This window comes from Pseudomonas sp. C6002, assembly GCF_013385805.1.
Lineage (GTDB): Bacteria > Pseudomonadota > Gammaproteobacteria > Pseudomonadales > Pseudomonadaceae > Aquipseudomonas.
Window position 1 is genome coordinate 1 of record NZ_JACAPH010000046.1, and the last position, 23,902, is coordinate 23,902.

23 protein-coding genes are annotated in these 23,902 nt (G+C 62.8%); 13 read left to right on the forward strand and 10 right to left on the reverse strand.

Annotated features, from left to right (window positions below; genetic code table 11):
- Positions 1 to 132: 132 nt before the first annotated feature.
- Together HX817_RS29410 and HX817_RS29415 are read right to left on the reverse strand one after the other, a co-directional pair.
- Complete coding sequence (locus tag HX817_RS29410; RefSeq protein ID WP_087694984.1) at positions 133 to 618, reverse strand: GFA family protein; 486 nt, start codon at positions 616 to 618, stop codon at positions 133 to 135.
- A 34-nt stretch (positions 619 to 652) separates the two neighbouring features.
- Positions 653 to 1,564 carry a LysR family transcriptional regulator gene (locus HX817_RS29415; protein WP_177029124.1) on the reverse strand — a complete coding sequence of 304 codons (912 nt, stop codon included), beginning with the start codon at positions 1,562 to 1,564 and terminating at the stop codon, positions 653 to 655.
- 203 nt (positions 1,565 to 1,767) lie between these two features.
- Between HX817_RS29415 and HX817_RS29420 the strand changes: the two genes are divergently transcribed.
- From HX817_RS29420 to dctM, 8 genes are all read left to right on the forward strand, one after another.
- Entirely contained in the window at positions 1,768 to 2,586 is an 819-nt protein-coding gene (locus tag HX817_RS29420; protein WP_177042151.1) for a MaoC family dehydratase N-terminal domain-containing protein, read from the forward strand.
- 31 nt (positions 2,587 to 2,617) lie between these two features.
- Positions 2,618 to 3,781 (forward strand): acyl-CoA dehydrogenase family protein, encoded by a 1,164-nt coding sequence (locus tag HX817_RS29425; RefSeq protein ID WP_177042153.1) that lies wholly within the window; start codon positions 2,618 to 2,620, stop codon positions 3,779 to 3,781.
- A gap of 10 nt (positions 3,782 to 3,791) precedes the next feature.
- Positions 3,792 to 5,141: an MmgE/PrpD family protein gene (locus HX817_RS29430; protein ID WP_134326762.1), complete on the forward strand. Its 1,350-nt coding sequence runs from the start codon at positions 3,792 to 3,794 to the stop codon at positions 5,139 to 5,141.
- A gap of 9 nt (positions 5,142 to 5,150) precedes the next feature.
- Complete coding sequence (locus tag HX817_RS29435) at positions 5,151 to 6,347, forward strand: CaiB/BaiF CoA-transferase family protein (RefSeq protein ID WP_003215053.1); 1,197 nt, start codon at positions 5,151 to 5,153, stop codon at positions 6,345 to 6,347.
- 14 nt (positions 6,348 to 6,361) lie between these two features.
- The gene (locus tag HX817_RS29440; protein ID WP_008436242.1) at positions 6,362 to 7,177 is read left to right on the forward strand and encodes a CoA ester lyase; all 816 of its coding nucleotides are present in this window, start codon (positions 6,362 to 6,364) and stop codon (positions 7,175 to 7,177) included.
- A 222-nt stretch (positions 7,178 to 7,399) separates the two neighbouring features.
- Positions 7,400 to 8,383 carry a C4-dicarboxylate TRAP substrate-binding protein DctP gene (gene dctP / locus HX817_RS29445; protein WP_003215057.1) on the forward strand — a complete coding sequence of 328 codons (984 nt, stop codon included), beginning with the start codon at positions 7,400 to 7,402 and terminating at the stop codon, positions 8,381 to 8,383.
- Between the two features lie 175 nt (positions 8,384 to 8,558).
- Positions 8,559 to 9,191 (forward strand): TRAP transporter small permease, encoded by a 633-nt coding sequence (locus tag HX817_RS29450; protein WP_003215060.1) that lies wholly within the window; start codon positions 8,559 to 8,561, stop codon positions 9,189 to 9,191.
- Positions 9,191 to 10,471, forward strand: a complete 1,281-nt coding sequence (dctM, locus tag HX817_RS29455) for a C4-dicarboxylate TRAP transporter large permease protein DctM (protein ID WP_003215062.1) — start codon at positions 9,191 to 9,193, stop codon at positions 10,469 to 10,471. The genes HX817_RS29450 and dctM overlap by 1 nt, the downstream gene beginning before the upstream one ends.
- Positions 10,472 to 10,545: 74 nt before the next feature.
- On the opposite strand, the gene ampC is transcribed toward dctM, so the two are convergent.
- Positions 10,546 to 11,700, reverse strand: a complete 1,155-nt coding sequence (gene ampC, locus HX817_RS29460; RefSeq protein ID WP_177042155.1) for a class C beta-lactamase — start codon at positions 11,698 to 11,700, stop codon at positions 10,546 to 10,548.
- 133 nt (positions 11,701 to 11,833) lie between these two features.
- On the opposite strand from ampC, the gene HX817_RS29465 reads away from it, so the two are divergent.
- Positions 11,834 to 12,709 carry a LysR family transcriptional regulator gene (locus tag HX817_RS29465; RefSeq protein ID WP_003215066.1) on the forward strand — a complete coding sequence of 292 codons (876 nt, stop codon included), beginning with the start codon at positions 11,834 to 11,836 and terminating at the stop codon, positions 12,707 to 12,709.
- Between the two features lie 191 nt (positions 12,710 to 12,900).
- Positions 12,901 to 13,794: a LysR family transcriptional regulator gene (locus HX817_RS29470; protein ID WP_087694998.1), complete on the forward strand. Its 894-nt coding sequence runs from the start codon at positions 12,901 to 12,903 to the stop codon at positions 13,792 to 13,794.
- Here HX817_RS29470 and HX817_RS29475 read toward each other — a convergent pair whose 3' ends face one another.
- The 3 genes from HX817_RS29475 to HX817_RS29485 all read right to left on the reverse strand — a co-directional run bounded on the left by HX817_RS29475 (position 13,795) and on the right by HX817_RS29485 (position 17,204).
- Positions 13,795 to 14,370: a DUF1349 domain-containing protein gene (locus tag HX817_RS29475; RefSeq protein ID WP_177042158.1), complete on the reverse strand. Its 576-nt coding sequence runs from the start codon at positions 14,368 to 14,370 to the stop codon at positions 13,795 to 13,797. It lies immediately after the preceding gene.
- Between the two features lie 72 nt (positions 14,371 to 14,442).
- Positions 14,443 to 15,945 carry an APC family permease gene (locus HX817_RS29480; protein ID WP_177042160.1) on the reverse strand — a complete coding sequence of 501 codons (1,503 nt, stop codon included), beginning with the start codon at positions 15,943 to 15,945 and terminating at the stop codon, positions 14,443 to 14,445.
- Positions 15,942 to 17,204 carry an aspartate aminotransferase family protein gene (locus HX817_RS29485; protein ID WP_087695004.1) on the reverse strand — a complete coding sequence of 421 codons (1,263 nt, stop codon included), beginning with the start codon at positions 17,202 to 17,204 and terminating at the stop codon, positions 15,942 to 15,944. The genes HX817_RS29480 and HX817_RS29485 overlap by 4 nt, the downstream gene beginning before the upstream one ends.
- 224 nt (positions 17,205 to 17,428) lie before the next feature.
- Between HX817_RS29485 and HX817_RS29490 the strand changes: the two genes are divergently transcribed.
- Entirely contained in the window at positions 17,429 to 18,613 is a 1,185-nt protein-coding gene (locus tag HX817_RS29490) for a DUF2252 family protein (RefSeq protein WP_102604955.1), read from the forward strand.
- 140 nt (positions 18,614 to 18,753) lie between these two features.
- Here the strand turns inward: HX817_RS29490 and yghX are convergent, their stop codons facing one another.
- Together yghX and HX817_RS29500 are read right to left on the reverse strand one after the other, a co-directional pair.
- A complete protein-coding gene (gene yghX, locus HX817_RS29495) occupies positions 18,754 to 19,641 on the reverse strand; it encodes a YghX family hydrolase (RefSeq protein ID WP_177042162.1) in 888 nt (295 codons plus the stop codon).
- 44 nt (positions 19,642 to 19,685) lie between these two features.
- Positions 19,686 to 20,180, reverse strand: a complete 495-nt coding sequence (locus tag HX817_RS29500; RefSeq protein WP_177042163.1) for a PaaI family thioesterase — start codon at positions 20,178 to 20,180, stop codon at positions 19,686 to 19,688.
- Positions 20,181 to 20,298: 118 nt separating this feature from the next.
- Here HX817_RS29500 and HX817_RS29505 point away from each other — a divergent pair, with 118 nt between their 5' ends.
- The gene (locus tag HX817_RS29505) at positions 20,299 to 20,853 is read left to right on the forward strand and encodes a YceI family protein (protein ID WP_087695009.1); all 555 of its coding nucleotides are present in this window, start codon (positions 20,299 to 20,301) and stop codon (positions 20,851 to 20,853) included.
- Between the two features lie 3 nt (positions 20,854 to 20,856).
- Here HX817_RS29505 and HX817_RS29510 read toward each other — a convergent pair whose 3' ends face one another.
- Positions 20,857 to 21,747 (reverse strand): DMT family transporter, encoded by an 891-nt coding sequence (locus HX817_RS29510; protein ID WP_177042166.1) that lies wholly within the window; start codon positions 21,745 to 21,747, stop codon positions 20,857 to 20,859.
- Between the two features lie 91 nt (positions 21,748 to 21,838).
- Between HX817_RS29510 and HX817_RS29515 the strand changes: the two genes are divergently transcribed.
- The gene (locus tag HX817_RS29515; RefSeq protein ID WP_177042168.1) at positions 21,839 to 23,167 is read left to right on the forward strand and encodes a PLP-dependent aminotransferase family protein; all 1,329 of its coding nucleotides are present in this window, start codon (positions 21,839 to 21,841) and stop codon (positions 23,165 to 23,167) included.
- 138 nt (positions 23,168 to 23,305) lie between these two features.
- Here HX817_RS29515 and HX817_RS29520 read toward each other — a convergent pair whose 3' ends face one another.
- A complete protein-coding gene (locus HX817_RS29520) occupies positions 23,306 to 23,737 on the reverse strand; it encodes a nuclear transport factor 2 family protein (RefSeq protein ID WP_003215089.1) in 432 nt (143 codons plus the stop codon).
- Positions 23,738 to 23,902: the final 165 nt, after the last annotated feature.

A 23,902-nucleotide genomic window follows, 5' to 3' on the forward strand; every position in this document is an offset into this window, starting at 1 on the left:
AGGCGAGGTGCCGAGTGGTGGGGCAAGAGCGTTTTGCTTACTTTTGCGCTTTTCAAAAGTGAGCCGCTGTAAGAGCGGAACCAATCTCAGCCATCACCCAAATAACGGATATTCACTCACTCACTTAATCAATCAACCCAGCCCCAACCGCTCATGCCACTCGGCAATCGACTCCTCTGGATACTCCTCAAACTCCAGGTCCCCCGCGCGAACACTCACCTCAACCCACGGCGCCTTCGACCCCAGCATCAAATGCGTATGCTCCGGCGGCACCGGCAACGGCGTATCAATCGCCGAAGCAAACGGATGAATCAACTCCGGCCACTGCGGACTGAACAACCACAACCCCGACCCACACTGCGAACAAAAATGCCGCTCAGCCGTACTCGCATGCGCCCGGCTATCCCCCGGCTCTTTCATCCGCGCGTGATAAATCGAAATCAACTTGCGCCCCCGCACCTTGAGGCTCCTGGCATCCCCCCCAAGGTTGATCGCATACCCGCCACCCCCCTGGGTCTTGCGACAAATCGAGCAATAACACCGCTGATAAGGGTAGGGATGCGCACTCTCAAGACTGAACGAAACCGCGCCGCAATGGCAGGAACCTTCAAGCTGCATGACCAGATCTCCTTCGCAAAAGGGCAACGTTAGCTTAGGCGCCCGGCAGCCGGGGCGGTTCCATCTCGGGCATCAAGGTCGCGATCAACGCCCGAATCGTCCCCGGCAACGCCTCCAGTTCCCGCACCAGAATACTGCGCTCGCGCACTGCCCAAACTTCATCCAGCTTCACCGTCACCAGTTGCATGGTCCGGCTGTGCCGCACCGCCGCCGACTCGGGAATGATGCCGATCCCCACGCCCGCCTCAACCATCCGGCAGATCGCCTCGAAGCTCGACATTTGAATGCGCAACGACAAGTGCTTGCCCAGCCGCTCCACATGCTCACGCAGGAAACTCAGCAACGTGCTGCCGTCATGCAAGCCGATATGTTGATAAGCCAGGGTTTGCTCCAGCGTCACCGAAGGCAGGCTCGCCAGCGGATGCCCCACCGGTACCGTCAGCACCAGGTGGTCGGTGCTGAAGTGCAGCACCTGCAAACCCGACGCTTCCACAGGCCCGGCGATGATGCCCATGTCGCTGGTGCCATCCAGCACGCCCCGCACGATATCCCGCGACAGCCGCTCCTGCAGGTCCACCGTCACGCCGGGGCGCTGGGACAGGAAGCCGGCCAGCACCTCCGGGAGAAATTCGGTCACGGCGGTGGTGTTGGCAAAAATGCGGATATGCCCGGCCGAGTCGATGCCGTATTGGGTGAACTCGCTTTTCAGGTAATCTACCTGGCGCATGATCAGCCGCGCATGGTGCAGCAGCCGTTCGCCCGCCGGGGTGATCTCCACGCCACGGCTGTCGCGGTACAACAGGCGGGTGTCGAGTTGGCCCTCCAGGGCCTTGATCCGCGCACTGGCGGCGGCCGGCGAAAGGAACGCGCGCTTGGCGCCCTGGGTCAGGCTGGGGGATTCGGCGATATGGATAAACAGGCGTAAGTCAGCCAGATCAAAGTGCATGCAAGGCTCCGGGGCAGCGACGAAGAACCCATGCGGGAGCAGGCAAGCCAGCTCCCACATTGATCATCCGGGTTCTTGAGATCTTTATTATGGGCGATGGCGTTCAGCATAGCCGAACGCTGCTTTATTGAAATGCAAATTCTCAGAACGGCCAGGGCCCAGCATGATCCGGTTCAGATTCCCTGCCCGAGGACATGCACCTGATGAGCGCCACAGACTGGATCGGCCGTAGCGAAACAGCCCACGACCACTTGAGCCACAACCTGCTCAAACGCATCGCCGCCACCTTTGGCGAAGCGGTACCGGCAGATGGCGAGCCGGTTCCGCCGTTGTGGCAATGGTGCTTTTTCCAGGACCCGCTGCCCGAATCCGCCCTGGGCGGTGACGGTCATCCGGCCCGTGGCGGCTTCCTGCCGCCGGCCGATAATCGCAACCGCATGTGGGCCGGCGGGCGCATCGAGTTCTTCCATGCATTGCGTGCCGGTGAGGCCGCCACCCGCGTTTCGACCATCACCCAGGTGGAAGAAAAAACCGGTCGCACCGGCTCGTTGTTGTTCGTCACCGTGCGCCACGACTATTCCCAGGACGGCCGCCTGGCCCTGCGCGAAGAACAGGACATCGTCTACCGCGAACCCACGCCGCCCAAGCAGGGCAGTGGTGACGTGCTCCCCGAAGGCGCCTGGCGTGAAGCGGTCGACCCGACGCCAACCCTGTTGTTCCGCTACAGCGCCGTGACCTTCAACGGCCACCGCATTCACTACGACTACCCCTATGTCACCGGCACCGAAGGTTATTCGGGGCTGGTGGTGCACGGTCCGCTGATCGCCACCTTGAGCCTGCGCGCATTTTGCCGCGCCAACCCCGCGGCCACGTTGCGCCGTTTCTCGTATCGCGGCGTGCGCCCGTTGATTGCCCCGCAAGCCTTTGAAGTGGGCGGGCACGTCACCGCGCCGGGCGTCGCGGAACTGTGGGCGGGCAACGCCGACGGCCTGGCCCAGCGCGCCGAACTGCATTTCGAATAAACCTCCAAGAACAACAGGCGGAGAGCCGTTAATGAACCCGAATGACAACGAAGAACTGAATGCCATCCGCGAAGGCGTGCGCGCACTCTGCGCCGAATTCGACGCTGCCTACTGGCGCAAGGTCGATGAAGAAAAAGGTTTCCCGGAAGCCTTCGTCAAGGCCCTGACCGACGCCGGCTGGCTGTCGGCAATGATCCCGGAAGCCTACGGCGGCTCCGGCCTGGGGCTGGCGGAAGCCTCGGTGATACTGGAGGAAGTGAACCGCTGCGGTGGCAACTCCGGCACCGTCCACGGCCAGATGTACAACATGTTCACCTTGCTGCGTCACGGCAGCGAAGCACAGAAACGCTTCTACCTGCCCAAGCTCGCCAGCGGCGAATTGCGCCTGCAGTCGATGGCCGTGACCGAGCCCACCACCGGCACCGACACCACCAAAATCAAGACCACCGCAGTCAAGCGCGGCGACAAGTACGTGATCAATGGCCAGAAAGTCTGGATCTCGCGGGTGCAGCATTCCGACCTGATGATCCTGCTGGCCCGCACCACGCCGTTGGCCGAGGTGAAGAAAAAATCCGAAGGCATGTCGATCTTCCTGGTGGACTTGCGGGAAGCCATCGGCAATGGCCTGACCGTGCAGCCCATCGCCAACATGGTCAACCACGAGACCAACGAACTGTTCTTCGATAACCTGGAGTTGCCGCTGGACAGCCTGATTGGCGAGGAGGGCAAGGGCTTCCGCTACATCCTCGACGGCTTGAATGCCGAGCGGACGCTGATTGCCGCCGAGTGCATCGGCGATGGCCGCTGGTTTATCGAGAAAGCCAGCGCCTATGCCCGCGACCGCGTGGTATTTGGTCGGCCCATCGGACAGAACCAGGGCGTGCAGTTCCCGATTGCCGAAGCCCATATCGAGATCGAAGCGGCCGACTTGATGCGCTGGCGTGCCTGTGAGGAATACGACAGCGGCGCCAATGCCGGGGCCAGCGCGAACATGGCCAAGTACCTCGCGGCCAAGGCTTCCTGGGAGGCGGCCAACGCCTGCCTGCAAACCCACGGCGGCTTCGGGTTTGCCTGCGAATACGACGTGGAGCGCAAGTTCCGCGAGACCCGCCTGTACCAGGTTGCGCCGATCTCCACCAACCTGATCCTGTCCTACGTGGCCGAGCATCTGCTCGAACTGCCACGCAGCTTCTGAGGGCCCGACCATGAGCCATACCCAAGCGCTGTGCCGGTTCCTCGCCGAGTTGAATTACGCACAATTGCCGGACGCCGTACTCGCCCGCACCGAAGACCTGTTCCTCGACTGGCTCGCCTCGGCGCTGGCCAGCAAGGGCGCGCATCCGATCCCGCTGTTCGAACGTTATGCCCGCAGGATGGGCCCGGCTGATGGCCCGGCGCAGATCATCGTCAACGGCGGCAGCAGCAGTGCCTATTTCGCCGCGCTGGTGAATGGCGCGTCGTCGCACCTGGTGGAGCAGGATGACCTGCACAACAGCTCGGTATTGCACCCGGCGACCGTGGTGTTTCCGGCGGCATTGGCGGCGGCGCAAGACCTCGGCAAGTCCGGTCGCGAGCTGCTGCTGGCCTCGGTGGCCGGCTACGAAGCCGGGATTCGCATCGGTGAGTTCATGGGCCGTTCCCATTACCGGATCTTCCACACCACGGCCACCGTCGGCACCCTCGCGGCGGCGGTGGCCGTGGGCAAATTGCTCGACTTCAACCAAGAGCAATTCATCAACCTGCTGGGCAGTGCCGGCACTCAGGCGGCCGGGCTGTGGGAGTTCCTGCGGGATGCCGCCGACTCCAAGCAACTGCACACTGCCAAGGCCGCTGCCGATGGTTTGCTGGCGGCGTATCTGACGGCGGACGGGCTGACCGGTGCGCGCAATATTCTGGAAGGTGATCAGGGGATGGCGGCGGGCATGTCCACCGACGCCGACCCAGGCAAATTGGCGGATCGCCTCGGCAGTCGCTGGGCGCTGCTGGAAACGTCGTTCAAGTTCCATGCTTCATGCCGACATACCCATCCGGCCGCCGATGCGCTGCTGGATCTGATGCAGCGCGAAGGGCTGGGCCATGAGCAGATCGCCCATGTGGAAACCCGCGTTCACCAGGGCGCCATCGACGTTTTGGGCCGGGTGACGCTGCCGCAGACCGTGCACCAGGCCAAGTTTTCCATGGGCACCGTGCTGGGGTTGATTGCCGTGCATGGCAAGGCCGGGCTGACCGAGTTTCACGAGCTGGCGCTGAGCGACGGGGACGTGGCGGCGTTTCGCGACAAGGTCTCCATGACCCTCGACGCCGAAGTCGACGGTGCCTATCCGCAGCGCTGGCTGGGCCGGGTGATCGTGACCACCGCCGATGGTCGCACCCTGCACGGCGCCATCGACGAACCCAAGGGCGACCCGGGCAACACCCTGAACCGCTCGGAGCTGGCCGACAAGTTCCAGCGCCTGACTCAATTCAGCGGTGCCCGCACACCCGCGCAAACCACCGGGCTGATCGAAAAAGTCTGGGACCTGCGCAACGCCGCGTCCCTGGCTCACTGGCTTTAAGGAACTGTCATGACCGCTAATCAACGACCGCTGGACGGCATCACCGTTGTCAGCCTGGAACACGCGATTGCCGCACCGTTCTGCACTCGCCAGTTGGCCGACCTGGGCGCGCGGGTGATCAAGATCGAACGTCCCGGGGCGGGCGACTTTGCCCGGGGCTATGACGAGCGCGTGCGCGGCCTGGCCTCGCATTTCGTGTGGACCAACCGCTCCAAGGAAAGCCTGACCCTGGACCTCAAGCACGACGATGCCGGGGACATCCTGGAAACCCTGCTGGCCGATGCCGATGTGCTGGTACAGAACCTCGCACCGGGCGCGGCCGCGCGCATGGGTTTGTCATTCGAGGCGCTGCATGAGCGCTTCCCGCGGCTGATCGTCTGCGACATCTCCGGCTATGGCGAGGGTGGCCCGTATGAAAAGAAAAAGGCCTACGACCTGCTGATCCAGAGCGAAGGCGGCTTTCTCTCGGTCACCGGTGGCCCGGGTGAAGACCAGATGGCCAAGGCGGGCTGCTCCATCGCCGATATCTCCGCCGGGATGTACGCCTACAGCGGCATCCTCTCGGCGCTGCTGCTGCGGGGCAAGACCGGGCAGGGCAGTCGTATCGACGTCAGCATGCTGGAAAGCCTGGTGGAGTGGATGGGCTACCCGATGTATTACGCGTTCGACGGCGCGCCCCAGCCACCGCGCGCGGGTGCGGCGCATTCGACGATCTACCCCTACGGGCCGTTTCCCACCGGCGACGGCGGCACGGTGATGCTCGGGTTGCAGAACGAGCGCGAGTGGGCGGCGTTCTGCGACAAGGTGCTGCTCACCCCGGAATTGGCCACCGACGAGCGTTTCTCGGCCAACTTCAAGCGTTCGGAAAACCGCGACGTGCTGCGCCAGATCATCGTCGACAGTTTTGCGCAGATGAGCGCCGAGGGCGTGATCCAGCGCCTGGAAGACGCGCAAATCGCCAGTGCACGAGTCAACGACATGCAAGGCGTGTGGGACCACCCGCAGCTCAAGGCCCGGGACAGTTGGCGTGAAGTCGACAGCCCGGCGGGCAAATTACCGTCGTTGCTGCCACCGGCACGCAATGCCGCGTTCACCCCGCGGATGGATGCGGTGCCGGGGCTGGGGCAGCACAGCCAGGGGATTCTCGACCAGCTGGGTTACTCCGCTGAAGCCATCGACGGCCTGCGTATCCGCGGCGTTATCTGACAAGGAATCGAACGATGCCAACCTCTCTTGTGCGCTCTGCGCTGTTTGTACCGGGCAGCCGACCGGAACGTTTTGCCAAGGCCCTGGCCAGTGGCGCCGATGCGGTGATTGTGGATTTTGAAGACGCGGTGGAAGAGCCGCTCAAGCGTCAGGCCCGGGACAACCTCGGGGTGTTTTTGCAGGCGACGCCGGCGGCGCGGGTGTGGGTGCGGATCAACGCGCCGGAGCATCCCGAGCATTTTGCCGATGTGGCGTTCTGTCAGGCCCACGCCGGGGTCGCGGGGGTGTTGCTGCCCAAGGTTGAAAGTGCGGCCCAGGTGGCCGTGGTGGCTGCAACGGGCAAGGCTATCTGGCCGATTATCGAGAGTGCGCGGGGTTTGCTGGCGGTGGCGGAAATCGCCCATGCGCCGCTGGTGGAGCGCCTGTCGTTTGGTGGCCTGGACCTGGCGCTGGACTTGAACCTGAGCAGCGGCTCCCCGGCCGCGCAATTTGCCCTGGACCAGGCTCGCCTTGCCTTGATCGTGCATTCCCGCGCCGCCGGGCTGGTGGCGCCGCTGGACGGCGTGCACCCGGCCATCGACGACCCCGAAGGCCTGCGCCGTTCGATTCGGCATGCCTATGAAATGGGCTTTTCCGGCGCGCTGTGTATCCATCCCAAGCAGGTGGCGGTGATTCACCAGGCGTTGGCCCCCAGTGCCGAGGATCTGGCCTGGGCCAAACGGGTGGTGGACGCTGGTGCCCATGGGGCCGGGGCGTATCAGCTGGACGGGCAGATGGTGGATGCACCGGTGTTGTTGCGGGCCCAACGATTATTAGCCGCGCAACCGTAGAAATGTGGGAGCGGGCTTGCTCGCGAAAGCGGTGGGTCAGCCAGTGCATCCGGTGACTGGCACACCGCTTTCGCGAGCAAGCCCGCTCCCACATTGGATCTCTGTCGTTTGCAAAATCGGCGTTCGTCCACGCCGAACGCAGGTATCTAAAATTCGAAATTCTCTATACGCGTGACATCAGGCACCTTGCCCTATAACACAACAATAAGAAGGTGATTTTCCATGCTCAAGCTTTCTCGGGCGCTGTTCTGCGCCGCCACCTTGTTTGCCGCGGGCCTGGCCCAGGCGGCCGACCCCATCGTGATCAAGTTCGCCCACGTCGTCGCAGAAAACACCCCCAAAGGCCAGGGCGCCTTGCTGTTCAAGAAGCTCGCTGAAGAACGCCTGCCCGGCCGGGTGAAAGTCGAGGTGTACCCCAACTCCTCGCTGTTCGGCGACGGCAAGGAAATGGAAGCGCTGCTGCTGGGCGACGTGCAGATGCTGGCGCCGTCCCTGGCCAAGTTTGAGCAGTACACCAAGCAAGTACAGATCTACGACCTGCCGTTCCTGTTCAACGACCTGGCGGCGGTCGACCGTTTCCAGGCGGCCCAGGGCAAGGCGTTGCTGACCTCGATGCAAGACAAGAACATCCTCGGCCTGGCCTATTGGCACAACGGCCTCAAGCAACTGTCGGCGAACAAGGCATTGCGAGAGCCCAAGGATGCCCGTGGCCTGAAATTCCGCGTGCAGGCCTCCAGCGTCCTGGAAGAGCAGTTCAAGGCGATCCGCGCCAACCCGCGCAAGATGAGTTTTGCCGAGGTGTACCAGGGCTTGCAGACCGGCACCGTCAACGGCACCGAGAACACCTGGTCGAACTATGAAAGCCAGAAGGTCAACGAAGTGCAGAAGTACTTCACCGAATCCAACCATGGCCTGATCGACTACATGGTGATCACCAACGCCAAGTTCTGGAACGGCCTGCCGCCGGATGTGCGCACCACCCTGGACCAGGTCATGGTTGAAGTCACCGTCGAGGTGAACAAGCAGGCCGAGGCGCTGAACCAGTCGGCCAAGCAGAAGATCATCGACGCCAAGACCAGCGAAATCATCGAGCTGACACCGGAGCAACGCCAGCTCTGGCGCGAAGCCATGCGCCCGGTGTGGCAGAAGTTCGAAGGTGAAATCGGCGCTGACCTGATCAAGGCGGCCGACGCGTCGAACCAGTAATTTGGAGAGCACCGAGATCAAATGTGGGAGCGGGCTTGCTCGCGAATGCGGTGTATCAGTCACCGAATGCATCAACTGAAAGACTGCATTCGCGAGCAAGCCCGCTCCCACATGTTGATCCGGTTCCCGCCTCCAAGCCTTGCACACACCTATCTCCGCTTCGCGAGGTTTTGCCATGCAAACGCTAAGGCGCGTCTGGGAGCACCTGGAGGAAGGCTTTATCGCCATCCTGCTGGCCGCCATGACCCTGGTGACTTTTGTCTACGTCATGCTCAACAACATCTACACCCTGTTCTTTGCCCTTGCCGACAAGTGGGCGTGGAGCAGCGGTTTCTTCAACGCCCTGGGTGACCACACCATGGGCTGGGCCCAGGACATGACCTGGAGCGTGGCGCTGACCAAGGCCATGTTCGGCTGGCTGATTTTCTTTGGCATCTCCTACGGCGTGCGCACCGCCGGCCACTTGGGCGTGGACGCGCTGGTCAAGCTGACGCCGCGCCGGGTGCAGCGCCTGCTGGGCATGCTGGCTTGCCTGTGCTGCCTGGCCTACGCCGGGTTGTTCATGGTTGCCAGCTACAAATGGCTGAGTGCGGTCACCACCGCGCACATCGGCGCCGAAGACCTCGACAAGTTCGGCATCGATGTCGACGACATCGTGGTGATCGTGCCCATCGGCTTTGCCCTGGTGTTCATCCGCTACCTGGAAATTTTCTACCGCATCTTCACCCACCGCCAAACCGGGCTGGGCCTGGCCGACGAAGCCGGTGAAGCCAGCAAGTTGGCCGGCAGCCATGAGGAGCGTCACTGATGGCCGTTCTGTGTCTGTTTTTGCTGCTGTTCGTGTTCATGTTCCTCGGTGTGCCCATCGCGATTTCCCTGGGGTTGTCGGGCGCGGTGTCGATCCTGATGTTCAGCCCGGACTCGGTGAGTTCCCTGGCAATCAAGCTGTTTGAAACCTCGGACGCCTATACCTTCCTGGCGATTCCGTTCTTCCTGTTGTCGGGTGCGTTCATGACCACCGGTGGCGTGGCGCAGCGGCTGATCGACTTTGCCAACGCCTGCGTCGGGCATATCCGCGGCGGGCTGGCGATTGCGGCGGTGCTGGCATGCATGCTGTTTGCCGCACTGTCGGGCTCCTCGCCCGCGACAGTGGCGGCGGTGGGTTCGATTGCCGTGGCGGGCATGGTGCGCTCGGGCTACCCGAAGGAATTCGGCGCCGGGATCATCTGCAACGCCGGTACCCTGGGCATCCTGATTCCGCCGTCGATCGTGATGGTGGTGTACTCGGCCGCCACGGAAACCTCGGTGGGCAAGCTGTTCATGGCCGGGGTGATTCCGGGCCTGCTGCTGGGCTTGATGTTGATGGTCGCGATCTACATCGTCGCGCGCATCAAGAAACTGCCGGCCCAGCCACGGGCGACCTTTCGCGAGTGGCTGACCTGCGCCCGCCGGGCATTCTGGGGCCTGTTGCTGCTGGTGATCATCCTGGGCGGGATCTACAGCGGCATGTTCACCCCGACCGAAGCGGCGGCGGTGGCGGCGGTGTACTCGGCGTTTGTCGCGCTGTTCATCTACAAGGACATGAAGATCAGGGATTGCCCCAAGGTGCTGCTGGAGTCCGGGCGCCTGGCGATCATGCTGATGTTTATCATCGCCAACGCCATGCTCTTCGCTCACGTGCTGACCACGGAGCAGATTCCCCAGGAAATCACCGCGTGGGTGATCTCCGAGGGCCTGACGCCGATTGGTTTCCTGATCATGGTCAACGTGGTGTTGCTGGTGGCGGGCAGCTTTATGGAGCCGTCGGCGATCGTGCTGATCCTGGCGCCGATCTTTTTCCCGATTGCGATGAAGCTGGGGATCGACCCGATTCACCTGGGGATTGTGATGGTGGTCAACATGGAGATTGGCCTGGTGCATCCGCCGGTGGGGTTGAACCTGTTTGTGACCTCGGCGGTGACCGGGCTGACGCTGGGGCAGACCATCCGCGCGGCGTTGCCGTGGCTGATGATCCTGCTGGTGTTCCTGATCATGGTGACTTACCTGCCGTTCATATCGCTGGCCTTGCCGCATTGGCTGGGGATGTAAACCCAACTTGAATCACGCCACAAAACAATGTGGGAGCGGGCTTGCCCGCTCCCACATTTGAGGTGTGCAGGGATTTATTTATCCATCGCACTCAAGATCGCATGGGCCACTTTTACCCGTTCGGCATTCGGGTAGTTCTTGTTCGCCAGGATCACCACCCCCAGGCCTTTGCTCGGCACGTACGCCACGTAGGCGCCAAAACCACCGGTGGCGCCAGTCTTGTTCACCAGCGTGTCGGCATGGGGCGCTTGCGGTGGTGTCAGCCAGTTGACCTTGTGGGGCTGAAAGGCCATTTGTGCCGAGTTGCCTTCCGTCAATGCATCCAGCGTGATTGGGTAGGGGTACATCTCCCAGCCGAGGCCCTGGGTCATGCCATCCACCGTGTAGTAGCCGGTGTGAGTTGCGGCAATCGCCTGTTGCAGCGGCTTCTCCAGCTTCGCCGGGTGCATGTTCACTTCAACGTACTGAATCAGGTCCGAGGTGCTGGTCTTGATGCCGTAGGCCTCGGCGTCCAGGGCGCCAGGCCCTACACGCACCGGTTTGCCGGCCTTGTCGTAACCCTGGGCGTAAAGGTTCATTTGTGACTTGGGTACGCTGATAAAGGTGTGCTTGAGGCCGAGTTTCGGCAGCAGGGTCTGCGCCATCAACCGGTCAAACGGCTGGCCCAGGCTTTGCGCTGCCAGGTGGCCGAACAAGCCGATGCTCGGGTTGGAATACAGGCGTTGCGTGCCGGGAGCGAAGTCCGGTTTCCAGTGCTGGTAGTAGCTGATCATCTTGCCGGCGTTATCGGACTCATCGGGGAATTGCAGGGGCAAGCCACCTGCGGTGTAGGTGCCGAGGTTGAGCAGGCTGATGTGGTCAAACGTGGCGCCGCGCAATGCCGGCAGGTATTGGCTGGCCGGGTCCGACAGCTTCAGCTTGCCGTTGGCCAGGGCATAGCCGGCAAGGGTGGCGGTGAAGGTCTTGCTCACCGAGCCGATTTCAAACAGGGTGTTTTCGGTGACGGGCTGCTTGCTCTCCTTGCTGGCAACGCCGTAGTTAAAGTATTGCGCCTTGCCGTTCTGTACGATTGCCACCGACAGGCCGGCGATGTCCTGTTGCTGCATCAGGGGCTGGACAGTACTGTCCACGACCTGGCGCATGTCGGTAGCCGCCATGCAGTTGCCGGCGCCGAGCAATAAGGCGAATATCGCGGTGTTGCGCACGGTTGGAAAAAGGGATGTGTACATGATGACGTGACTTCCATGAAGGTGATCGGGTGAATACCGTTGCCTGCGCAGGCGCCGCAAATCTAGGCAGTTTGTGATCCCGCGGCAAACGATGATATCTCGCAACAGCCATTAGAAAAATTAGGGTCAAGCCATGCTCCGTTCCCATTTGCCACTCAACGCGCTGCGAGCCTTCGAGGCGTCTGCGCGGCATTTGAGTTTTACCCGGGCGGCGATTGAACTGTGCGTCACCCAGGCGGCGGTCAGTCACCAGGTGAAAAGCCTGGAGGCGCAGCTCAATGTCACGCTGTTTAAACGCCTGCCCCGGGGCCTGATGCTCACCAGCGAGGGCGAGACCCTGCTGCCGGTGTTGCGCGAATCCTTCGACCGGATAGCTCAAACCTTAGGCCAGTTTGAAGGTGGGCATTACCGCGAAGTATTGACGGTAGGCGCGGTGGGCACCTTTGCGGTGGGCTGGCTGTTGCCGCGGCTTGCGGATTTCCAGGCGCGCTACCCGTTTATCGACTTGCGCCTGTCCACCAACAACAACCGCGTCGACGTGGCGGCCGAAGGCCTGGATTACGCAATCCGGTTTGGTTCCGGCGCGTGGCACGGCACCGAGGCGTGTCAATTGCTGGAGGCGCCGCTGACGGTGCTGTGCGTGCCGCAACTTGCTCGGCAATTGCAGACTCCGGCGGACCTGTTGAAGCACACGCTGCTGCGCTCATATCGTGCGGATGAGTGGACGCAATGGTTCCAGGCCGCGGGATTGCCAGCCGACACGCTGGTGCCGCGCAGTATCGTTTTCGACTCGTCCCTGGCGATGATGGAGGCGGCGCTGCAAGGGGCGGGGGTGGCCCTGGCGCCGGCGATGATGTTCAGCCGGCAGTTGGCGACGGACGTGATTCGCCAGCCGTTCGAGATCGGCATCACCACCGGCAGTTATTGGCTGACGCGCTTGCAGTCACGGGCCGAGACGCCGGCGATGCTGGCGTTCAAGACGTGGTTGCGTGAAGTGGCCATGCACTGAGGTTGGGTCGACGCTGTGGCGAGGGAGCTTGCTCCCGCTGGGCCGCGAAGCGGCCCCAAAGAAGCGGCGGTGTTAGTTCAGCAAGAACGCGGCGGATGGTTTCAGGGTCGCTGCGCAACCCAGCGGGAGCAAGCTCCCTCGCCACAGGTTATTCTCCCACTCGGTCTGCCCATTGATCATAAGAGGCTGCAATGCAAACTTCCGGCGTAGACATCCGTCAACTCAAGGCCTTCGTGGTGGTGGCCGAGGAGCTCAGCTTCGTGCGCGCCGCGACCCGCCTGCATGTCTCGCAACCGGCGCTGTCCCAGACCATCCGCCAGTTTGAGGCGCTGCTGGACGTACAACTGTTCCAACGCAACACCCGCAACGTAGCACTGACCGAAGCCGGCCTGGCCTTGCTGGTAGAGGCGCGGGAAATCGTCAATGGGGTAAGCCGCCTGGTACGCACCGCCCACGAACATGCACGCGGCGTACGCGGCTCATTGAATATCGGCTTCCTGATCGGCGCGGGTGTGGACTTGATGCCGCAAATCCTCAGCGTGTTCGCCAGGCGCTACCCGGAGATCGAACTGGTGGTGCGCGAGTATGACTTCGGCTCGCCCCATGCCGGGATCGACGAGGGCATGGACGTGTCGGTGCTGCGCCCGCCACTGGGCCTGCCGGACATCGAGTTGCACACCCTGGTGACCGAACCCTGCGTGGCGTGCCTGGCGTCCAGCCACCGGTTGGCCGGGGAGAGCAGCGTGAGCATCTACGACGTGCTGGATGAACCGATCATTGCTGCACCGGGGGTGGGCGTGTGGCGCAGTTTCTGGACCGCCGACGCGTACCGCGATGGCCAGCCGGCGCGGATCGTCCATGAAGCTTCGACGGTGGAGACCGAGTTGCAGGCGGTGGCGTCGGAGCGCGGGATCAGTATCACCGCGCTGTCCACCGCACGTTTTTATGCACGGCCCGGCCTGGCCTTCCCGGTGATCAGCGATATGCCGATGTGTGAAGTGGCGGTCGCCTTGCCGCCACAACCGAGTGTGGCAGCGCGCAACTTTGCCGAGTTGGCGATGGAAGTGGCGAGCAGCCGGGGTTAGTCAGGACAGGTCGTGCAGGGATTTGCCGTTGGGCGCACTTACCTGAAGTTCGGAAAACTCCACCTCCAGCCCGCCACGTTCCGGCGTGCAGCAATAAGGTCCCACCTGATACGACGCAGCCACGGGGAACGGCGCCAGGCGCACCAATGGCCAGCTCACGCCATCCACCGACACCTGCACGCGCAGCACGCCCTTGGCCACGGTGGCGCGAATCCAGAACGCCTCGGGATCACCCGGGAACACACCGGTGGCCCAGTCCGACACACCATCGGTCAATACGCTGCTCAACAGCGTCACACCGTCGGACAGCTCTGCACCGATCTTCACCCAATGGGCTTCATCCACCCGCACCATCAACCCGGCCTGGTCATACAGGTGGGTAAACGCGCTGTGGATCTTGACCTGGGCGGTGAAGTCACCGTCGGTTTCGACGAACAGGAAATGCCCGTTGTCGCGCACAAAACCATAGTGGGTCTCGCGCCAGAAATCGGTGCTGGCATCGGTGCGCACCTTGAGACGCTGGCCTTCTCGGCTCCATTGCTGGGGTTGATTGAGCCAGCTGGCCTGTTCAAACATCGGGAAGCTCCTTGACGGTGACAAGACAAAACCCCGGCGCCCGGGGTTTTGTTGTTTGGCTGCAATCAGCGGCTAGTGGTCGAGCAATTTGCCGCTCGGCCCGGCGGTGCCATTGTTAAGGCGCGTGCGCAGCGAAAACAACCACCACAGCACGCCGACCCCGAGTGTAACCCCGGTGGTGATGGCGCCGGTGTGGCTTTCTTCGGGCACGCTCAGGGTCAGGATCACCGCGATGGCCCACAGGCCACCGAGGACGATCATCGGCAACAACCACTTGCCCAGGCTGAACACCCCCGCAGGCGCCCCCGGCATCCGGCCATTTTTATAGGCCAGGTACGCGGCAATCAGCGTCAGCAGGTAGGTGCAGTAGTAGGTCAGGCCGACCATCGAGTAGATCGCCGTGACAAACCCGCCGCTCGCCAGGTTCAGCAGCACGGCAATGGCGGTGATCAGCACGATGGCGGCGACCGGCGTACCGAAGTGCGGGTTGATCTTCGCCAGCACCTTGGAGCCCGGCAGCATGTTGTCCCGGGACAAGGCGAAGGTCATGCGCGTGGCCACCGCCATGTTGGCGATCAGGCAGGCGAGGATCGAGGCGAAGGCGATCACGATCATGCCCACGCCGGCGGCGTTGCCCAGTTGCAGGCGCACGATATTGATCACCGGGTTTTCGCTGTGGCTGAGCAGCTCGCTGACCGACCCCGGGATCGCAATGCTCAGCAAGGCGAACACCACGAAGCCCAATACACTGGACACCAGCACCGCTCGCAGCATCGCCCGGGGCGCGGCGCGGCGTGGGTCCTTGGTTTCTTCGGACAGGTCGGCGGCGCCCTCCCAGCCCAGCAGCACCGAGACCGGCAGCAAGGTGGCGAGGGCGAGGGTGGTGAAGCTGAGGGTGCCGCCGCTGACTGGTTGTGCCGAGGTCAGGATCGCCACGCCCTGGGTGTGCTCGAAGAAGAAAAACACCCCGAAGAACAACGCAATCGCCAGCAGCACCGTGCCGATGATTTCGATGATCGCGCCGATGTCGTTGATCCGCGTGGCCAGGCGAATCCCGCAGATGTTCAGCAGGCCTACCACCAGCGTGGCACCGATGCTCAGGCCCTGGATCTGGCCCTGTGTCGGGTTGGCCCAGATCTCCGGCGCGAACACCGTGCCGATGGCCGCCGAGGTGGCGGCTGTACCGGCGACAAACGAGGTGAACGCGACCCAGCCGGTAAACCAGCCGAAGTGATTGCCCGCCAACCGGCTGGACCATTGGTAGGCGTAGCCGGTAAGCGGAATGCGCCCGGCCAGGTGGCAGTAGACCATGACGATGCAGCACACCAGCGGGATCACCAGCAGCCACAAAAGGATGCCGATACCGCCGACGCGGTTGAACGGGTCGGCGAACAGCGTGACCACCCCGGTGTTGATCGAGACCATGGAGAAGGCCAGGGCAAACGAGGTGAACGAACTCATGGTGCGGTGCATCTTTTGCTCGTAGCCAAGGCTGGCCAGGTCGGCGTCGTCGCTGGACAGCGGGGCCTGGGCATTCGGCGGGGCGGTCACGGTGTTTTCAACGAATGTGCTCATGGCCGTTGCTCCTCGATGATGCCGATCACCTCGTCCAGCACGTCGAGGGCCTTGGCCAGCAACGGGCGTTCGATATCCAGCGGAGGCTTGACCTTGATCAGGTTACCCAGCCCGGCGTAGCGGCTTTCGCCAAACAATACGCCGCGCTCCACCCCAAGGCGATACACCTCCTGGGATTCGCGGCAGGCCGGTTCCTTGGTGGTGCGGTCCTTGACCAGCTCGATGGACGCCATCAGCCCGGGGCAGCGCACGTCGCCGATCAGCGGGTGGCGGGTTTGCATGTCCTTGAGGCGGGCGGTGATGTAGTCGCCGGAGTCGCGGGCCTTTTCGCAGAGGTTGTCGGCGACGATCGCTTCCACCGTGGCGTAGCCGGCGGCCAGCGAGACCGGGAAGTGGCCGAAGGTCAGGGCTTCTTCACCTTCGTCGAACCACTTGAGCTTGTCATCGGCGAGGATCCCGGCCAGCGGGAAGCCGCCGCCGACGCCTTTGCCGAACACGATGATGTCGGGCAGCACGTCGTAATAGTCCGCAGCGAACATCGTGCCCATGCGCCCGAAACCGGTCTGCACTTCATCAAAAATCAGCAGCACGCCGAGGCGGTCGCAGATCTCGCGCACGCCTTTGTAGTAGGAGCGGGGGAACTCGATATGCCCGCCATTGCCCTGGATCGGTTCCATCATCACTGCTGCCACGCCACCGTCGACGCCCTTGAGGATGGTTTCTTCCAGCAGGCCAAGGCACAGCTGCGACTCGGTTTCCGGGTCCATGCCCAGGCGCGTGCGGTACGGGTTGGGGTGGGGGACGCGGGTGAAACGTGGCTGGATCGCCAGGAACGGATTGTTCGGGTGCGGCCAACTGGCGCCGAGGGTGGCCAGGGAGCGGCCGTGGTAGCCGTCCTGCAGCACCAGCAGGTTCTGTGCGCCGGGGCGGTTCTTGAAAGCCAGTTTCATCGCCATTTCACCGGCGAGGCTGCCATGCAGGGCAAAGCCCATCTGGTTGAGGGCGCCCGGGGAGACTTCCCGCAGCTTCTTCACCAGCCGGGTGTGGGCCGGTGAGCCAAAGTTGGGGCGGATGTGAGTCATTTCGCGCAATTGCGCAACGGCGGCTTCCACCACCCGGGGGTCATTGGCCCCCAAATTGTTCGACCAGGCCTGGGCGGTACAGTCGATGTATTCCTTGCCCTGATCGTCCCATACCAGCGAGCCTCGGGCCTTGACCAGGTTGATCTTGGCGGGTGCGGTGTTCATCACTTCATTCATCTGCGTTATCTCTTTTGTTAGGGCGGCAGTGTTTGGGGATGTGTGCAGTTAGGGTTGTGACTCGCTGCATCGAGTTGACCCGATGCTAGTCCCGGAGACGGGAGGAATAGAAAGACCGATTGCAGTGGGATTGATTGGCGTGGCTTATTAATAGAATCCTCTGAAACAAAATGAAACATTTGTCGCGGGCCAGCCTCTACCGTATCTCCACGACGAGTACTTCTATGAAAATTCCGCGTCCCTCTTCGCGAATGCCCCACCTCACGCAACTGCGCAACCTGAAGATGGCGCGCTCCGCCCACGCTTATGTGCGGGGCAGTACGGTGCAGTTCTACGAGTGGCTGCACAGCCAGCGCGGCCGGCGCTTGCCCCACGGGCCGGCGATCTGGATCTGCGGCGACTGCCACGCCGGTAACCTCGGGCCCACGGGCGATACCAAGGGCCGGATCGATATGCATATCCGTGACCTTGACCAGGCGGTGATCGGCAATCCGGCCCATGACCTGGTGCGCCTGGCGTTGTCCCTGGCCACCGCTGCGCGGGGTTCGGACCTGCCGGGGGTGACCACCGCCCGCATGCTTGAAGAGATGATGGTGGGCTACGCGCAGGCGTTTAAAGACAAGCCCGACGAGGCACCGCCGCGCCCGTCCCAGGTCAAGGCCGGGATGCGCAGTGCGGTGGAGCGCACCTGGAAGAATCTGGCTCGCGAACGTATTGAAAACACCCGGCCGACAATTCCATTGGGCAAGCATTTCTGGTCGTTGTCGCGGGCGGAAAAATCAGCCCTTGAAACGTTGTGCGCGTCGGATGAAATCCACCGGCTGGTGACTTCGCTCAAAGGCCGCTCCAACGACGCCGAGGTTGAGCTGCTGGACTCGGCCTATTGGGTCAAGGGTTGCAGCTCCCTTGGGTTGCTGCGTTATGCGGTGTTGCTGGGAGTAGGGGACAAGTCTGATCAGGAATACTGCCTGCTCGACATCAAGGAAGCGGTAGGCGCTGCGGCGCCGCGTGCGGCTCGGGCAAAAATGCCTCGGGATAACGGCCGGCGGGTGGTGGAGGGCGCGCGGCACCTGTCACCGGCGTTGGGGGAGCGGATGTTGGCCACGCGGTTTCTGGATCACGGGTTTTTCATCCGCGAACTGCTGCCCCAGGACATGAAGCTGGAGCTGGATGAGCTGAGCGAGATTGATGCGATGCACGCGGCCGGGTACCTGGCGCGGGTGGTCGGCGTGGCCCATGCGCGGCAGATGGACCGGGATACGCGCAAGGACTGGATGGCGCTGTTGCAAGAGAATCGCTCCAGGCAACTGGATGCGCCTTCGTGGCTGTGGACCAGTGTGGTGCAGTTGGTGGGGAGCCATGAGGAAGGGTATTTGAATCATTGCCGGCGGTATGCGCTGGAGCACTGACCTCAAGAAAGCTGAAAGTCCCCTGTGGGAGCGGGCTTGCTCGCGAAAGCGGTGGATCAGTCAAACATCTGCTGACTGACACACCGCGTTCGCGAGCAAGCCCGCTCCCACATGAGTTGGGTGGTGTTTTGGAGGGCGGGTTACACCAGGTATTTCTTGAACCAGCCCAACGTCCGCTCCCACGCCAGATTCGCCGCCGCCTCGTCATACCTCGGCGTCGAATCGTTGTGGAAGCCGTGATTGGCGCCCTTGTAGATAAACGCCTCATAGGTCGTGCCGGCCGCCTTCAACGCTTTCTCATACGCCGGCCAGCCCTCATTGATCCGCGTATCCAGCTCACCGTAATGCAACATGATCGGTGCCTTGATCCGTGGCACATCCTTGGCTTCCGGCTGGCGCCCATAAAACGACACCGCCGCGCCCAGCTCCGGATAAGCCACGGCCGCCGCATTCGTCACGCCGCCGCCATAACAGAACCCGGTAATGCCCACCTTGCCGGTGCTTGCATCGTGGTGCATCAACCATTCGATGGCCGCGAAAAAGTCGTTCATCAGCTTCTCGGGATCGACTTTCTGTTGCAACTCCACACCTTTCTCATCATTGCCGGGATAGCCACCCACCGAGGTCAGGCCATCCGGCGCCAGGGCAATGAATCCGGCCTTGGCCAACCGACGGGCGACGTCTTCGATATACGGGTTCAACCCCCGGTTTTCATGCACCACCACCACCGCCGGCACCTTGCCGCTGGCCTTGGCCGGGCGCACCAGGTAGCCGCGCACCGTGCCGTTGCCCTTGGGTGACGGGTAGATGATGTAGTCGGCGACGATATCCGGGTCGGTGAATTTCACCTGCTCGGCCAGGGCGTAGTTGGGGCTCAGGGCGGCGAGCAGGGCGGAGGCCGTCAGCCCGCCGAAGGTGAACAGCGCCGCGCGGTCGAGAAATTCCCGGCGGTTGATCTTGCCGTGGGCGTAGCCGTCGTAAAGCTCCAGCAGTTCAGGGGCGAAGTCTTTGGCGGTCAGACGAGTCATCGGTAGCGTCCTCGATTAGCGGTGGGACTGAATGTAGACCAGTATCAGGCTTCCCGGCCATGGGCCGTGGCGGCCAGTTGCCCGGTGTCCACCCGCACGAAGACCGAATCGCCAATCGCCGTCAGCACGCCATCGGCGTACACCTCGCACACCACGCGGCTTTTGCGCCCCACGTCACCTTCGACTTTCGCGCGCAGGGTCAGCGGCACGCCCATGGGTGTCGGCTTGATGAATTTGATTCCCAGGTTGCCGGTGACGCAGTCGATACGCGGCAGGCTGCCGGGTTCGCGTTGCTCGGCCCGGTAGTGGTAGGCCATGGCGGTCCAGTTCGAGTGGCAGTCCACCAGCATCGCGATCAACCCGCCATAGACCAGATCTGGCCAGCCGCTGTATCGGGCGTCGGGCTGGTGCTCGGCGATCACGTGGATGCCGTCGGCGTCCCAGCGGCTCTTGATGTGCAGCCCGTGGGGGTTGCTGCTGCCGCAGCCATAACAGACGCCTTCGGGGGCGGTGGTGTCTTGCAGGGAAAGCGCGGGCATCGTGGCTCCTTGTTGTTTGAGTTCCGTCGAGGCACGAGCCTAATGCCAGGCGCGTGAATAAATCCAGCGCCTACGCTGTTAGCAGTGCACAGCGTGTTCATTCCCGGTTGAGAATCCCATGAAATCTCGATTGCCAGCGGTCTTCCTTGCCTTCGCCACCTTGTCTAACGCGTACGCCGTGGAATACACCGACGTGAATCCGACGGCCAGCACCATCAGCTTCACCTATGACCAGATGGGCCAAGAGGTGTACGGCACGTTTGGCACCTATTCGGCGACCCTGAATTTCGACACGCAAAACCCGGCTGCCGCCAGCACCGTACTGACCATCCAGCTGCCGAGCATCAATGCCGGCAGCGACGACGCCAACACCGAGCTGCCCAAGCCCGGCTGGTTCGACATGACCACCTACCCGGTGGGCACCTTCACCTCGACCCACATCACTGACCTGGGCGACAACCGTTACCTGTTCAGCGGCAACCTGACCCTCAAGGGCCAGACCCGGCCGGTGGAGGTCAAGGTGGCCCTCAAGGAGCAGAGCGGCATTGGCATATTCGACGGCGAATTCGTGCTCAAGCGCGATGACTTCAGGATCGGCGCGGGGGAGTGGGCGGACAGCGTGGTGTCCAATGCGATTGTCATCAAGTTCAAGATGGTTGCGCCTGAGCGCTGATGGCTAGCGGGCGAACTTCTTGGCCCCCGCCACGCACGCAATCACCGCGACGGTCACCCCCAGCATGCCCAGGCTCACCTGCTCATGCAGCAGCGTGGCCGCCAGTGCCAGGCCGAAAAACGGTTGCAGCAACTGCAATTGCCCGACGGCGGCAATGCCGCCCTGGGCCAGCCCGCGGTACCAGAACACAAACCCGATCAGCATGCTGAACAGCGACACATAGGCCAGGCTCAGCCAGGCCGGCAGGCTGATGCTCACGAAAGTTCCCGGGGCGAGGATCGCCGTCAGCGGGGCCACAATCGGCAGCGAGATCACCAGCGCCCAGCAGATCACCTGCCAGCCACCCAGGGTGCGTGAGAGCCTGGCTCCTTCGGCATAACCGAGGCCGCACACCAGGATTGCCAACAGCATCAGCAAATCCCCGGCGGGCGCAGCGCTCAGGCCCTGGGCAACCGCGTAGCTCACCACCAGCAGGCTGCCCAGGATCGAAAACAGCCAGAACACCAACTTGGGCCGCTCGCCGCCGCGCCATACGCCGAAGACCGCAGTGGCTAAAGGCAGCAGGCCGACAAATACGATGGAATGGGCACTGGTGACGTACTGCAAGGCCAGTGCGGTGAGCAAAGGAAAGCCGATCACCACGCCCAGCGCGACGATTGCCAGGGGCAGCAACTGACTGCGGGCCGGGTTTTTTTCCTTGAACAGCCACAGCAGGCAGAGGCCGAGCAGGGCGGCGATGGTGGCGCGGGCGACGGTCAGGAATACCGGATCGAACTCCAGCACCGCCAGGCGCGTGGCCGGCAGCGAGCCGCTGAAGATCACCACGCCGATCAAACCGTTGATCCAGCCGCTGGCGTTGTTTTCCCGGGTGTTGAGGTGGGTGGTTCGTTCCATGAGTGTAGGGCTCGATAGGGATAAGTTGCGTCCTGCGCATCCTATGATTCACTATCAAGACAATCAAAAAATTGTCATGGATACATCGCCTATGCCCCGCGCCCGCTACAAGACATTGGTGGACACCTTCGCCCGGGATATCCGTTCGGGCGCGCTGGCGGCGGGCACCCGGTTGCCGACGCACCGCCAGTTGGCCGCCAGCCATGGCCTGGCGCTGGTCACCGCCAGCCGGGTGTACACCGAGCTTGAGGCCATGGGCCTGGTCAGTGGTGAAACCGGGCGCGGAACCTTTGTGCGGGAAATCGCGTTGTCGCCGGGGCAGGGCGTCGGCCAGATCGCGGTGGCGGCGGGCATGATCGATCTCAACTTCAACTACCCGTCGCTGCCGGGCCAGACCGACCTGCTGCGCACCGCATTGCGCCAGTTGGCGTTGTCCGGCGACCTGGCGGCGCTGCTGCGCTATCAGCCTCACGCCGGCCGGCTGCATGAGCGGGCAGCGGTGGCGCGTCATCTGCTGAGTCGTGGGTTGACGGTGCAGGCCGAGCAGGTGCTGATCGTCAGCGGTGCCCAGCATGGGCTGGCGGTGACCATGATGTCGCTGCTCAAGCCCGGCGATGTGGTGGCGGTGGATGCGCTGACCTATTCCGGGTTCAAGGTGCTGGCCGAGACGCTGCACCTGGAAATCGTCGCGATCCCGGTGACCGCGACGGGCCCCGACTTGGCCTTTCTTGAACAACTCTGCGCCCGGCGCCCGGTACGCGCCGTGTACAGCATGCCGACCCTGCATAACCCGTTGGGTTGGGTGATGAGCAGGGAGCAGCGCGAGCACCTGGTGGCGATTGCCCGCCAGCATGATTTGATCCTGATCGAGGACGCGGCCTACGCGTTTTTAGCCGAGGACCCGCCGCCGCCGGTGGCCGAGCTGGCACCGGAACGCACGGTGTATGTGTCGGGGCTTTCCAAGAGCGTTGCCACCGGCCTGCGGGTGGGTTTTGTCGCCGCTCCGCAGCAGTGGATGGCGGCGCTGGAACGTACGGTCATGGCCACCACCTGGAACACCCCGGGGGTGATGACTGCGGTGGCTGCCGCGTGGATCGACGACGGCACGGTGCGGCAGCTTGAAGCGCAAAAACGTAAGGACGCCCAGGCGCGCCAGGCGGTGGCCGATGAGGTGTTGGCGGGCTTGAATGTTATCCGCCATCCGTCTTCGTATTTCTTGTGGTTGCCGTTGCCGGAAGATGCCCGCGCCGATCAGATCACCATGGCGCTGGCACGGGAAAATATCTCGGTGTCCACCGCCGAGCCGTTTGCCGTCTCGGCCCACGTGCCCCATGCCTTGCGTGTGGCGCTGGGGTCGGTGGACCGGGAGGTGCTGCGCGAGGCGTTGGTGAAAGTGCGCTGGGCGGTGGAGGCGTGCTAGGGGGCCGGATCGTTCCCACGCTCTGCGTGGGAACGCCGCCTTGGACGCTCCGCGTCCCGCTGTAGATTTGCGCGATAGTGACGCAGAGCGTCACCGGATGCATTCCCACGCAGAGCGTGGGAACGATCCAGGCGGGACTCAGAACTTGTAGGCCTGGCGCCCGATCAGCAGCCATTTGCCTTTCTGCTTCTGCCAGACCTGGAAGTTTTCAATTTCGGTGGGCACCTCGACGCCACTGTTCACCGCCTGCGCGGAAAAGTGGTTGCGCACCAGGGCGGTGTCGCCATTGAGGGTGATGGTCTGTTTCTGCATTTCCAGGGTCTTGAAACCACTTCTGCCGGTTTCAATGTCAGCGATAAATTCCTGCTTGTTCTGGACCTTGCCGCTGGAGTGGCCGTAGGTGAGGTTGTTCGCGGTGAGGGCCTGCAGTTGCGGGATGTCCTTGTGCAGCATGGCCTGGGTCAGATGATCGACCGCAGCGGCTACATCCTTGTCACTTGCGGCAGGCGCGGCGGCCGCGTAACCGCTGAACAGGCACAGAAAACCAATCAGAACCTTGACGTTTTGCATGGGTGTTTCCTTGTTGTTGTGGGTACCGGGACGACTCGGTCTGTGTTTTTAAGTCGTCGTACAACCATGCCGTATTTACCGGGATCAAGGAAAGTGAAATTTGTTCTTGGCTAGAAGATAAGCGCTGTTTGCCAGTATTGGTTGTCGTATCACTTGCGAAATAGC

Excerpts from the sequence above, each read along its gene's own strand:
- HX817_RS29470 (WP_087694998.1), top strand. The coding sequence starts at position 12,901 with ATGCAAACTTCCGGCGTAGACATCCGTCAACTCAAGGCCTTCGTGGTG.
- HX817_RS29465 (WP_003215066.1), top strand. The coding sequence starts at position 11,834 with ATGCTCCGTTCCCATTTGCCACTCAACGCGCTGCGAGCCTTCGAGGCG.
- dctP (WP_003215057.1), top strand. The coding sequence starts at position 7,400 with ATGCTCAAGCTTTCTCGGGCGCTGTTCTGCGCCGCCACCTTGTTTGCC.
- HX817_RS29480 (WP_177042160.1), bottom strand. The coding sequence starts at position 15,945 with ATGAGCACATTCGTTGAAAACACCGTGACCGCCCCGCCGAATGCCCAG.
- HX817_RS29485 (WP_087695004.1), bottom strand. The coding sequence starts at position 17,204 with ATGAATGAAGTGATGAACACCGCACCCGCCAAGATCAACCTGGTCAAG.
- HX817_RS29490 (WP_102604955.1), top strand. The coding sequence starts at position 17,429 with ATGAAAATTCCGCGTCCCTCTTCGCGAATGCCCCACCTCACGCAACTG.
- HX817_RS29415 (WP_177029124.1), bottom strand. The coding sequence starts at position 1,564 with ATGCACTTTGATCTGGCTGACTTACGCCTGTTTATCCATATCGCCGAA.
- HX817_RS29450 (WP_003215060.1), top strand. The coding sequence starts at position 8,559 with ATGCAAACGCTAAGGCGCGTCTGGGAGCACCTGGAGGAAGGCTTTATC.
- HX817_RS29420 (WP_177042151.1), top strand. The coding sequence starts at position 1,768 with ATGAGCGCCACAGACTGGATCGGCCGTAGCGAAACAGCCCACGACCAC.
- HX817_RS29430 (WP_134326762.1), top strand. The coding sequence starts at position 3,792 with ATGAGCCATACCCAAGCGCTGTGCCGGTTCCTCGCCGAGTTGAATTAC.
- HX817_RS29425 (WP_177042153.1), top strand. The coding sequence starts at position 2,618 with ATGAACCCGAATGACAACGAAGAACTGAATGCCATCCGCGAAGGCGTG.
- HX817_RS29500 (WP_177042163.1), bottom strand. The coding sequence starts at position 20,180 with ATGCCCGCGCTTTCCCTGCAAGACACCACCGCCCCCGAAGGCGTCTGT.
- HX817_RS29475 (WP_177042158.1), bottom strand. The coding sequence starts at position 14,370 with ATGTTTGAACAGGCCAGCTGGCTCAATCAACCCCAGCAATGGAGCCGA.
- HX817_RS29505 (WP_087695009.1), top strand. The coding sequence starts at position 20,299 with ATGAAATCTCGATTGCCAGCGGTCTTCCTTGCCTTCGCCACCTTGTCT.
- dctM (WP_003215062.1), top strand. The coding sequence starts at position 9,191 with ATGGCCGTTCTGTGTCTGTTTTTGCTGCTGTTCGTGTTCATGTTCCTC.
- HX817_RS29510 (WP_177042166.1), bottom strand. The coding sequence starts at position 21,747 with ATGGAACGAACCACCCACCTCAACACCCGGGAAAACAACGCCAGCGGC.
- HX817_RS29435 (WP_003215053.1), top strand. The coding sequence starts at position 5,151 with ATGACCGCTAATCAACGACCGCTGGACGGCATCACCGTTGTCAGCCTG.
- HX817_RS29515 (WP_177042168.1), top strand. The coding sequence starts at position 21,839 with ATGCCCCGCGCCCGCTACAAGACATTGGTGGACACCTTCGCCCGGGAT.
- HX817_RS29520 (WP_003215089.1), bottom strand. The coding sequence starts at position 23,737 with ATGCAAAACGTCAAGGTTCTGATTGGTTTTCTGTGCCTGTTCAGCGGT.
- HX817_RS29410 (WP_087694984.1), bottom strand. The coding sequence starts at position 618 with ATGCAGCTTGAAGGTTCCTGCCATTGCGGCGCGGTTTCGTTCAGTCTT.
- HX817_RS29440 (WP_008436242.1), top strand. The coding sequence starts at position 6,362 with ATGCCAACCTCTCTTGTGCGCTCTGCGCTGTTTGTACCGGGCAGCCGA.
- ampC (WP_177042155.1), bottom strand. The coding sequence starts at position 11,700 with ATGTACACATCCCTTTTTCCAACCGTGCGCAACACCGCGATATTCGCC.
- yghX (WP_177042162.1), bottom strand. The coding sequence starts at position 19,641 with ATGACTCGTCTGACCGCCAAAGACTTCGCCCCTGAACTGCTGGAGCTT.